Here is a 12119-nt window from a genome sequence, read left to right as displayed (position 1 = left end):
GTGGTGGAGCGGGCGGCGGTCAGGCGGTCGCCGGGGTGAAGCGGACCGGCAGGGCCTGCGGTCCGCGGGTGAAGACCCCCTGCTCGACCAGGTCGAAGCCGTCCTCGACCCGCAGGTCCGGCATGGCGTCCAGCAGTTGGGCGACGCCGATCTCGACCTCCGCCTTGGCGAGCAGCGCGCCGACGCAGAAGTGCCGGCCCAGCGCGAACGCCAGGTGGTCGGCGGCCGCGGAGAAGGCGTTGGTTGCGGTGAGGTCCTCGCGGAAGATGTCGAAGCGGTCGGGCTCGCGGTAGCGGTTCCCGTCGCGGTTGGCCGAGCCGATCAGGCAGGTGACGGTGACCCCGGCCGGGATGGTGCCGCCGCTGAGCGTCACCTCGGCCGCCGACTGCCGCATGATCATGTGCACCGGCGGGGTGAAGCGCAGGGTCTCGGCGAACGCCCGCGGGATCAGGCTGTGGTCGGCCTGGACGGCGGCGAGCTGGTCGGGGTGGCGCAGCAGGTTGGCGAAGATGCTGGCGATCGCCTTGTCGGTGGTCTCGCCGCCGGCCGCGAGCAGCAGGCTGCAGAACGCCTTGATGTCCTCGTCGCTCATCCGTACCCCGTCCACCTCGGCGGCGCACAGTACGGACAGCAGGTCGTCGCCCAGGTTCTCGCGGCGTTCCTTGATGATCGGCAGCATGTACTCGGCGAACTCCACCCGGGTGCGCTCGCCGGCGGCGGCCACCTCCTGGTCGCCGGACAGGTTGCCGAGGAAGGCGATGACGGTCGTGTACCAGCGGTGGAAGCGGGCGTGGTCGGCCTTGTCCAGGCCCAGCATGTCCGCGATCACGTTGACCGGGAAGCGGGTGGCGTAGTTCGTGACCAGGTCGGCGGAGCCGGTGTGCCGGAAGGCGTCGATCAGCTCGCGCGAGTTCCGCTCGATGACGGGCAGGAACTTCTCCTGGAGGTCGCGGCCCCGGAAGGCGGGGGCGACCAGGGCCCGGCGCACGGCGTGCTCCCGGCCGCTGAGCTGGAGGATCGTCTTGCCGTGTACCGGCTCGATCTGCCAGTCGTAGTTGTCGGTGGTGAACTCGCCGTCCTTGTCCTTGAAGACGCGCTCGACGTCTTCGTAGCGCGAGATGATGTAACTCTGCGTGGCCTCGTGCCAGAGGAGGGGCGAGGTGTCCCGCAGCTGTCGGTACACGGGGTAAGGGTCCGCCGCGAACTCGGGCGAGAGGATGTCGGGTATCTGTGCAGCAGTGGTCATGATGCTCCGTCGGGACCGTGAATGACGTGTTCCGTAAGGTTATTGATCATTCGTCAGTCATGACAGCCCCTGAAGGCTTCGACTGAGGCACAGTGCGCTCCTTGGCCGGAAACCAGTTGCCCAGAAACGGGGTGCGCGGTCGGTTCTCGCGCCCTCTTGTCTCGTTCCGGATGGTCCGCCGGGTCGATGAGGTCCAAAACGGGGCGCACGGTCGGCGCAAGGGAGCGTGTCGCGGAGCCTCGTGCGCTCAAGCGGAAGCGGGTCGACCCATGAGCGGGACCAGCCGGATCGACGCGGGTCGTACGGGGTGAAATCTCGCATGTCGGGCGCCTGTTGGCTGAATGGTGGCGGTCGAATGCGGTGTGGCATATGCCTGAGGCAGCAACAATGATTATTGCATGCTCTATTACTAGCCGGTAATCAATCGAACGTACACATCCGGTCGTGGACTTTCCCTTAGTGTGATGAGTGTGAATGCACAGGGTCCGGGCAGTCTGGTTCCGACCGGCCGCACGGCAACTGTCATCTCGAGGGATGGGGCTACTCGCTCCTCCGCTCGATCTGGCGTGGTGTTCGGGTCGGGCGAGACGTCCGAGGGACGCGGAAGTGCCATTACGTGTCCGCTCGGTAAACAAGCCGATGTACGTGCCGCCTAGGGGGGCGTCGTGGTGAATCCTTTTGACGATGAGTCGGGCAAGTTCCTGGTGCTCGTGAACGAAGAGGGTCAGTACTCGCTCTGGCCTGCGACTCTCGCCGTGCCGGGCGGCTGGCGGGTCGAGGGTCCCGAGGGGTCGCGTCAGGAGTGCCTGGACGCGATCGAGACCGCCTGGACCGACATGCGGCCCGCCGGTCTGGTGCGGGCGATGGCGGCCGACGCCGGATAGGCCGCCGCTGCCCCGGTCAGTCCGGGGTGTCATCACTGGTCAGCGGTGTTCCGCCGCTCCGTGATCCCCTGGGCGCCGCTCTCGCCCGGGGGGTCACCGGGCCGGCCGTACCGGATGACCGCCGTCGTCGGCGAGGCGCTCGCGCCGGCTTTCGTGCCCGCTCGCGGAAGCTCCGGCGTCACGCCCTGCGGTCTGGTCGACGTGCGTGGACAGGGCGGACTCTCGTGCGCCGGTAAGTGGAAGTGCTGATGGCGCGGCCGCCTCCGCCCTCTCGAATTCGCACTTTCTTCTTTCTCCCGTCACAGGAACGTCCTGGGGTGAACCGCGTATGCGCGCGTTCGTTTCACCTCGTCTTTCCTCACCGTCCCCGAAACCTCTCCCCAAAGGTTGATCCCGCATGCGTGATAACCGCTCGGCCGTGTTCGCCGTGACATCCGAAGAACCGTTCGAACTGACCGCTGCGCAGCAGGGTGTGTGGTACGGGCAGCTGGTCGATCCGGACAGTCCCAAATACAACATCGGAGAATGCCTGGAGATCCGGGGCGGCCTCGACGAGGCGTTATTCGCCGCCGAGGTGGACCGGGCCGTGGCCCTCCACGACAGCTTTCACCTGGAATTCGTCACTGACGGTGAAACGATTCGCCAGAGGGTGGCCCGCCCCGGACCGGACGCCCCGAGCAGGCTGCACCGGGTCGACCTGAGCGACGCGGACGACCCCGCGGCCGCGGCCGAGCGCTACATGGCCGAAGACATGGCCACCGTCGACCGGCTCGACGCCCCGCGGCACCATTTCGCGCTGCTGCGACTCAGTCCCACGCTCCACTACTGGTACATCAGGTACCACCACATCGCCGTCGACGGACTCAGCGGCGCCCTCTTCGCCCGTACCGTCGCCGACCTCTACACCCGCGCGGTACGGGGCGGCGACGAGGACGAGGCCGAGATCACCGCCGCGCCCCTGCGCGACCTGGTGGACGAGGAGGCCGCCTACCGCGCCTCCGGCCGCACCGAGGCCGAACGGGCCTACTGGACCGGACGGTTCGCCACCCCGGCCGGGGACGGCCCGGATGCCGACGCGGACACCCGCGCCGCAGCCCCGCTCATCCGCCGCCGCACCGACGCCCCCGCGACGCCCGAGGCGCCGGTGCAGCTGCACTCCGGCGAGACCCTGCCCGCCACCGTCCTGGACGAGCTGCGCCGGCTGGCCGGCGACAGCCGCACCACCTGGACCGCCGTACTCGTCAGCGCGGTCGCCGCCTACGTCGCCCGGGTCACCGGGACGCGGGACGTCCGGGTCGGACTCGCCTCCCACGGCCGGCACGCCGGACTGCGCCACATCGTGGGCATGACCTCCAACATCCTGCCGCTGCGCCTGTCCGTCACCCCGGACATGACGGTGGGCGCCCTGGTCCGCGCCGTCGCCGCCGAGATGCGCGGTGCCATGCGCCACCGCCGCTTCTCCCGCGAACAGCTCGCCCGCGAGCTGAACATGGCCGACGGGGCCCGCCTCACCGACGTCGTCGTCAACATCATGGGCTTCGAGTACGGCCTCGACTTCGCCGGCAGCCCCGCCACGTCCCGGCTGCTGTCCATCGGCCCGGTGGACGACGTGTCCCTCTTCGTCTCCGAACGCTCCGAGGGACAGGGGCCGTTGATCGGGTTCGACACCAACCCGGAGCTGTACCACCCCGACGACGTCCGGCTGCACCAGCACGCCGTCGTCTCCTTCCTGACGGCACTGGCCGGCGCGGACACCGAAACCCCGGTCGGCGAACTGCCGTTGCTCGACGACACCGCCACCGCCGCCGCACTCGAGCGGGGCCGCGGCACCGCCCTGCCCGCGCTGCCCACCGCGCTCCCGCAGGCGTTCGCCGCGCAGGTCCGCCGTACACCCGGCGCCCCGGCCGTGGTGGACGGAGCGCACACCCTCACCTACCGCGAGCTGGCCGGGGCGGCGGCGGAGCTGTCCGCCGCGCTGAGCGGCTGGGGCGTCGGCGCCGAGGACGGCGTCGGCGTACTGGTGAGCCGCTCGGCGGCCGTGGTCACCGCCACGCTGGGCGCGGTGGGCGCGGGTGCCGCCTACGTGCCGATGGACGGCGCGTGGCCCGCCGAGCGGCTGGACCGGGTCGCCGGCACCGCCCGGGTCCGCGCCCTGGTGGTGGACGCCGCCCACGTCGGCGCGGACTGGGTCGAGGAAGCGGCAGGGACCCTGCCCGTCCTCGTCGTCGACGAGCGCGGCGGCCTGCTGCGGGGTGCGCCGGAACGGCCGGGAACCCCGGCCGAGGTGAGGCGGGGCGACCGCCTCGCCTACGTCATGTTCACCTCCGGCTCCACCGGCCTGCCCAAGGGCGTCGGTGTCACCCACGCCGACGTGCTCGCGCTCGCCGCCGACTCCGCCTGGCGGGACGGCGTCGCCGACGCGGTGCTGATGCACTCCGCGTACGTCTTCGACGCCTCCACCTTCGAGATCTGGGTGCCGCTGCTGAACGGCGGCCGGGTGGTCGTCGCGCCGCCCGGAGGCCTGGAGCCGCACGTCCTGCGGGAGATGACCGGGCGGTACGGGGTCACCTCGCTGTTCCTGACGACCTCCCTGTTCAACGTCGTGGCCGAGACCGACCCCGCCGCCTTCGCCGGACTCCGGCTGGTCGCCGCCGGCGGCGAGGCGGCCGCCCCCGGCCTGACCCAGCGCGTCGCCGAGGCAGCCCACGGCACCCGCGTGCTGAACGCCTACGGCCCCACCGAGACCACCACCTTCGCCACCCGCCACCCGGTCGCCGCCGGCACGACGGGCGTACCCCCGATCGGCCGCCCCCTGGACGGCATGAACGCCTACGTCCTCGACGACCGGCTGCGCCCGGTGCCGCCCGGCGTGGTGGGCGAGCTGTACGTGAGCGGGCCGGGCGTGGCCCGCGGCTACCAGGGCCGTCCCGCGCTCACCGCCACCCGCTTCGTCGCCGACCCGTACGACGCGGACGGCGCCCGCATGTACCGCACCGGCGACCTCGCCCGCTGGACCGCCGACGGCGACCTCGAGTACGCCGGGCGCGTCGACGGGCAGGTCAAGCTGCGCGGGTTCCGCATCGAGCCCGCCGAGATCGAGAACACCCTGCTCGCCGACCCCGCCGTACGCTCCGCCCGGGTCCTCGTCCGCGAGGACGTGCCCGGCGACCCGCGCCTCGTCGGCTACGTCGTACAGGAACCCGGCACCGCCCCGGACGCCGCCACACTCGCCCGTACCGTGGGCCGGGCGCTGCCCGCCTACATGGTGCCGTCCGCGTTCGTCCTGCTCGACGCGCTGCCCCTGAACGCCAACGGCAAGCTCGACCACCGGGCCCTGCCCGCGCCGCGCGCCTCCGCGAGTGCCGGGCGCGCCCCGCGCACCGCCCACGAGGAGGTGCTGGCCGGCCTGTTCGCCGATGTGCTCGGGGTGTCCGCCGTCGGCGTGGACGACGACTTCTTCGCCCTCGGCGGCCACTCCCTGCTCGCCACCCGGCTCACCGGCCGGGTACGCGCCGCGCTCGGCGCCGAAGTCGACCTGCGCACCCTCTTCGAGCACCCCACGGTCGCCTCGCTCGCCGCCGTGCTCGACACCTCCGGCGAGGCCCGCCCCGCGCTCGTCCCGCAGGACCGGCCCGGCACGGTGCCGCTGTCCTTCGCCCAGCGCCGGCTGTGGTTCCTCAACCAGGCCGAGACGTCCGGCGACACCTACAACGTCCCGCTCGTCCTCGACCTCGAAGGCCCGCTGGACACCGACGCCCTGCGCGGCGCCCTCGCCGATGTCGTCGCCCGGCACGAGAGCCTGCGCACCGTCTTCGCCGAGGAGGACGGCGTGCCCCGCCAGGTCGTCCTGGACGCCGGCAGCGCCGCCGCGCTCGTCCCGCTCGCCGTCGAGGAGCCCCCGGACACCGAGCACACCGGCACCTGGGCCGAGGAGGCGGTGCGGCGGCTTTCCGGTGCCCCCTTCGACCTCACCGGCGGTGTCGCCTTCCGCGCCGGGCTGCTGCGGCTCGGTGCCGACCGGCACGTCCTGGTCCTCGTCCCGCACCATGTCGTCGCCGACGGCTGGTCCCTCGCCCCGCTCAGCCGCGACCTCGGTGCCGCCTACCGCGCCCGGCTGGCGGGCGAGGACACCCCCGACTGGCCCGCACTGCGCGTCCAGTACGCCGACTACGCCCTGTGGCAGCGGCGGCTGCTCGGGGAGGACGGCGACCCGGACAGCCTCGCCGGGCGGCAGCTCGCCTTCTGGCGCGAGGCGCTGCACGGCGCCCCCGACCTGCTCGAACTCCCCCTGGACCGGCCCCGCCCGGCCGTACCGAGCCACCGGGGCGGGGCGGTACCCTTCGAGCTGCCCGCCGACGCGCACACCGCGCTGTTGGCCCTGGCCCGCGCGGCCGGCTGCACCCCGTTCATGGTGCTCCAGGCCGCCCTCGCCGTGACCCTGCGTGCCCACGGCGCGGGGGAGGACATCCCGCTCGGCACCGCCGTCGCCGGCCGCGCCGACGAGGCACTGGACGACCTGGTCGGCTTCTTCGTCAACACGCTGGTGCTGCGGACCGACCTGTCCGGCGACCCGACCTTCCGGGAACTCCTGGGCCGGGTAAGGGAGTTCGACCTCGCGGCGTTCAGCCACGGGGACATCCCGTTCGAGCGGCTCGTGGAGGCGGTCAACCCGGAACGCTCCGGCGACCACCACCCGCTCTTCCAGACCATGCTGGTCCTGCAGAACCAGGAGCGGGCCGGGATCGACCTGCCCGGCGTCATCAGCCGCGACCGCTCCGGTCACACCGGGATCAGCAAGTTCGACCTGACCTTCTCGCTCACCGAGAACACGGCGTCCGCCGGCCGCACCGAGCCCGCCCAGGGCATCGGCGGCTACCTCGAGTACGCCACCGACCTCTTCGACGAGGCCACCGCCCGCGCCCTGTGCGACCGGTTCGCCCGCGTCCTCACCGAGGCCGTCGAACACCCCGACCGCCCCGTCGGCGACCTCGACCCGCTCGGCCCCGGCGAACGCGCCCGGCTCCTCACCCAGGGACACGGCACCGCACGCCCGCTCCCCACCGCCACCGCGCCGGAAGAGGTCCGCCGCTGGGCCGTCCGCACCCCCGGCGCGACCGCCGTACGGGACGCGGACACCAGCCTCACCTACGCCGAACTCGACGCCCAGGCAGATGCGCTGGCCCAGGTGCTGCGCGCGAGCGGTGCGGGACGCGACACGCTCGTCGCACTCGCCCTGCCCCCGTCCGTCACCTCCGTCGTCTCGATGCTGGCCGTGCTGCGGGCCGGCGCCGCCTACCTGCCCGTGGACCCGCGCTACCCGGCCACCCGCGTCCGGCACATGTTCGCCGACGCCCGCCCGGTCCTCCTGCTCACCACGAGCGACGTCCACGAGTCGCTGCCGCCCACCGACGTGCCGTGGCTCGACCCCTCCCGGCCCGGCCGGGGCGGCGGTGTGCCGGAGCAACCGCTCCACCCCGCCGACCCGGCCTACGTCATCTACACCTCCGGCTCCACCGGCCGTCCCAAGGGCGTGACCGTGCCGCACGGCGCGCTCGCCAACCACATGGCCTGGATGGCCGGGCACCTCTCGCTCACGCCGGACGACCGGGTCCTGGCCCGCACCTCCACCAGCTTCGACGCCTCGGTGTGGGAGCTGTGGCTGCCGCTGATGAACGGCGCCCAGGTGTGCGTACTGCCCGACGGCGCCAACCAGGACCCGCGGGCGCTGGTCGGCTGGATGGACCGGTTCGCCGTCACCGTCGCCCAGTTCGTGCCCTCGCACCTCGCGCTCGTCCTCGCCGAGGCCGCCGACGCGGCACCCCTGCCCGCGCTGCGCGCCGTCCTGTGCGGCGGCGAACCCCTGCCGCGCGCCCTCGCCGACGACATCGCCCGCACCTGGCGTGCCGAGGCGCACAACCTGTACGGCCCGACCGAGGCCACCATCGACGCCACCGCCCACCGGGTCCCCGAGGACGCCGAGGGCCAGGCGACCGAGACCGTGCCGATCGGCAGGCCCGTCGACACCATGCGGGCCTACGTCCTCGACTCCCGGCTGCGTCCCGTCCCGGCCGGCGTCACCGGTGAGCTGTACCTCGCCGGACCCAACCTCGCGCGCGGCTACCTGGGCCGTCCCGGCCTGACCGCCGAACGCTTCGTCGCCGACCCCTTCGACACCGCGGGCGCCCGCATGTACCGCACCGGCGACCTCGTACGGTGGAACCGGCACGGGCTGATCGAGTACGTGTCCCGCGCCGACGACCAGGTCAAACTCCGGGGTTTCCGGATCGAGCTGGGCGAAGTGGAAGCCGCGCTCCTCGCCCGTCCCGGCGTCACCTCGGCCTGCGCCGTCATCCGCGAGGATGCCCCCGGCAGGCGCCGGCTGGTCGCCTACGCCGTCACCGCCGAAGGAGCGCCGCGCGCCCTCACCCTGCGCGACGACCTCGCCGAGGCGCTGCCGCACTACATGGTGCCCGGCGCCGTCGTCGTCCTCGACGAACTGCCGCTGCTGCCCAACGGCAAGGTGAACCGGCGCGCCCTGCCCGAACCCCAACCGGAGCCGGAGGACGGGACCTCGGTGGCACCCGGCCGGGGCACCCCGCAGGAGGAACTGCTCGCCGGGATCTTCGCCGACGTCCTGCACCGCCCCGCCGTCGGCCCGCACGACAGCTTCTTCGACCTCGGCGGCCACTCCCTGCTCGCCATGCGCGTCGTCAGCCGGGTCCGCGCCGTCCTCGGTGCCGAGGTCGCGGTACGCACCCTCTTCGAGCACCCCACCGTCGCCGGCCTGGCCCGCGCCCTCGACACCCCCGGCCGGGCCCGCCCCGCCGTCCTGCCCGCCGCACACCGCCCCGAGCCGCTGCCGCTGTCCTACGCCCAGCAGCGCCTGTGGTTCCTCAACCGGCTGGAGGGACCCAGCTCCACGTACAACATCCCGCTCGTCCTCGAACTGGACGGCGTCCTCGACCCGGACGCCCTGCGGGCCGCGCTCGGCGATGTCATCGAGCGGCACGAGGCGCTGCGCACGGTGTTCCCCGAGCGGGACGGCGTACCGCACCAGACCGTCCTGCCCGCCGAGGCGGCCACGCCCGCGCTGCCCGTGGTGAGCACGGCACCGGCCGACACGGACGCCACCGTGCTGGCCGCCGTGCGGGAGACGTTCGACGTCACCACCGACCTGCCGCTGCGCGCCCTGCTGCTGCGCTCCGCGCCCGAACACCATGTGCTGGTCCTCGTCGTCCACCACATCGCCGGTGACGGCTGGTCCCTCGCCCCGCTGGCCCGCCATCTCGGCACGGCCTACCGGGCCCGGCTCGAAGGCGCCGAGCCGGGGCTCACTCTCGGCACCCCGCTCCAGTACGCCGACTACACCCTCTGGCAGCGCGCCCTCCTCGGGGACGGGGAAGGGCCGGAGGGCGACGGTGTGCTGCGCGGCCAGCTCGACCACTGGCACACCGCGCTCGCCGGGATGCCCGGCCTGATCGACCTCCCGCTGGACCGGCCGCGTCCGGCCGCCGTCGACCCGCGCGGAGGCGTCCACACCTTCGAGGTGCCCGCCGGACTGCATACGCGGCTGCGGCGGCTGGCACGGGAGTCGGGCAGCAGTCTCTTCATGGTGCTCCAGGCGGCCGTGGCCACCCTGCTGCACCGGCACGGCGCGGGCGACGACATCCCGCTCGGCTCGCCCGTCGCCGGCCGCACGGACGAGGCGCTGGAGGACCTGGTCGGGTTCTTCGTCAACACCCTCGTGCTGCGCACCGACCTCTCCGGCCGCCCCTCCTTCCGCGAACTCCTCGTACGGGTGCGGGAGTTCGACCTCGCCGCGTACGCGCACCAGGACGTGCCCTTCGAGCGGCTGGTGGAGCACCTCAACCCGGTCCGGGCCCGCGACCACCACCCGCTGTTCCAGACCATGGTGGTGCTCCAGAACCAGGAGAACGCCCGCCCCGGCCTGCCCGGCCTCACCGTCGAGGACCGCCTCGTGCACAACGGGCTGAGCAAGTTCGACCTCACCTTCGCCTTCGACGAGGACCGCGACGGCGGCCTCGGCGGCGGGGTGGAGTACGCCACCGCGCTGTTCGACCGGAGCACCGTCGAGAACCTCACGGCCCGGCTGCTGCGCCTGCTGGAGCAGGTCGCCGCCGCACCCGAACGGCCGGTGGCCGAACACGACCTGATGACGCCGGACGAGCACATCCGGGTGACCAGGTGGGGGACCGGCCGTGCCCTGCCCGCCGACGGCGGGCCCGCCGTGCTGCCCGCGCTGTTCGCGGCCCAGGCCGCACGCACTCCGGACGCGCCGGCCGTCACCGCCGACTACGCCACCCTCACCTACGCGGAACTCGACGCCCTCTCCGCCGGACTCGCCGGCACCCTCGCGGGCCTCGGCGTCGGCCCGGAGACCGGCGTGGGCGTGCTGCTCGGCCGGTCCCCGGCCGTCGTGACCGCCTCCCTCGGCACCGTCCGCGCCGCCGGGGCCTACGTCCCGCTGGACGCCCGCTGGCCCGAGGAGCGGCTCGACCAGGTCGCCGGGGCCGCCGGGGTGAAGGTGCTCCTCGTCGACGAGGCCGCCTCCGGCTCACCCTGGGTGGGCGCGGCCGCCGCCCGGACACCGGTCGTCGTGCTGGACCGCCTCGGCCGCGTCCTGCGGGGCGGCCCCGGGCACCCCGGCCGCCCGGTCCCCGTACCGGACCCCGCCGCCCTGGCCTACGTGATGTTCACCTCCGGCTCCACCGGCCTGCCCAAGGGCGTCGGTGTCACCCACGCCGACGTGGTCGCGCTGGCCGCCGACTCCGCCTGGCGGGAGGGCGCGGCCGACGCGGTGCTGATGCACTCGGCGTACGTCTTCGACGCCTCGACCTTCGAGATCTGGGCCCCGCTGCTGCACGGCGGGCGGATCGTCGTCGCGCAGGACGGCGTGCTGGACGCCCGCACCCTGGACGACGCGGTCCACACCCACGGCGCCACCGCCGCCTTCATGACGACGGCCCTGTTCAACGTGATCGCCGAGACCGACCCCGGCGCCTTCACCGGCCTGCGCCTGGTGTGCGCGGGCGGCGAACTGGCCTCCCCGGACGCGATGCAGCGCGTCGCGGCCCTCGCCCCCGACACCCGCGTCCTGCACGTGTACGGGCCCACCGAGACGACCACCTTCGCCACCCGGTACCCGGTGACCGCCGATCTGCCCGCCGGCCCGCCGCCCATCGGCCGCCCGCTTGACGGCATGCGCCTGCATGTCCTCGACGGCTCCCTGCGGCCCGTACCGCCGGGCGTGGTGGGGGAGCTGTACCTCGCCGGACCCGGGGTGGCGCGCGGCTACACGGGCCGGCCGGGCCTGACCGCCACGCGCTTCGTCGCCGACCCGTCCGACGCGGCGGGCGGCCGGATGTACCGCACCGGCGACCTGGTCCGCTGGACCCGGGACGGGCAGATCGCCTACGTCGGCCGGTCCGACGGCCAGGTGAAGCTGCGCGGCTACCGCATCGAGCTGGGCGAGATCGAGAACACCCTCGCGTCCTGCCTGGGGGTCGCGGACGCCTTCGCCGTGGTCCGCGAGGACACCCCGGGCGACCGGCGCCTCGTCGCCTACGTGGTCCCCGCGAGCGGCGCGAGCCCCGACCCCGCCGACCTCGCGCGGACCGTCGGCCGGTCGCTGCCCGCCTACATGGTGCCCAGCGCCTTCGTCCTGCTCGACGCGCTCCCGCTCACCCCCAACGGCAAGGTGGACCGGCGCGCACTGCCCGTCCCCGAGCACGCGCCGGTGAGCGGACGGCCCGCCCGCACGGCCCGGGAGGAGATCCTCTGCGGGCTCTTCGCCGACGTGCTCGGGCTCGACGCGGCCGGTCCCGACGACGACTTCTTCGCCCTCGGCGGCCACTCCCTGCTCGCCACCCGGCTCACCGCCCGCGTCCGGGCCGCGCTCGGCGTGGAGGTCCCCGTCAAGACCCTGTTCGAGCACCCCGCCCAACCCCAGCGCCGCGCCGTCGACCACC

At 73.7% G+C, this 12119-nt stretch carries 3 protein-coding genes; 2 read left to right on the top strand and 1 reads right to left on the bottom strand.

Going from position 1 to position 12119, the window contains the following annotated elements; genetic code table 11:
- Nucleotides 1-19: 19 nt before the first annotated feature.
- The gene (locus ACFWN1_RS26850; protein ID WP_384367073.1) at nt 20-1246 is read right to left on the bottom strand and encodes a cytochrome P450; all 1227 of its coding nucleotides are present in this window, start codon (nt 1244-1246) and stop codon (nt 20-22) included.
- A 665-nt stretch (nt 1247-1911) separates the two neighbouring features.
- Between ACFWN1_RS26850 and ACFWN1_RS26845 the strand changes: the two genes are divergently transcribed.
- Nucleotides 1912-2130: an MbtH family protein gene (locus ACFWN1_RS26845; protein WP_384367070.1), complete on the top strand. Its 219-nt coding sequence runs from the start codon at nt 1912-1914 to the stop codon at nt 2128-2130.
- A 397-nt stretch (nt 2131-2527) separates the two neighbouring features.
- Nucleotides 2528-12119: amino acid adenylation domain-containing protein (locus ACFWN1_RS26840; RefSeq protein WP_384367067.1), on the top strand; the 9592-nt coding region annotated here is incomplete at its 3' end.

Source organism: Streptomyces sp. NPDC058459, from assembly GCF_042721685.1.
Lineage (GTDB): Bacteria > Actinomycetota > Actinomycetes > Streptomycetales > Streptomycetaceae > Streptomyces.
The sequence above is the reverse complement of the archived record's forward strand: the minus strand, read 5'-3'. Positions and strand labels throughout refer to the sequence as shown.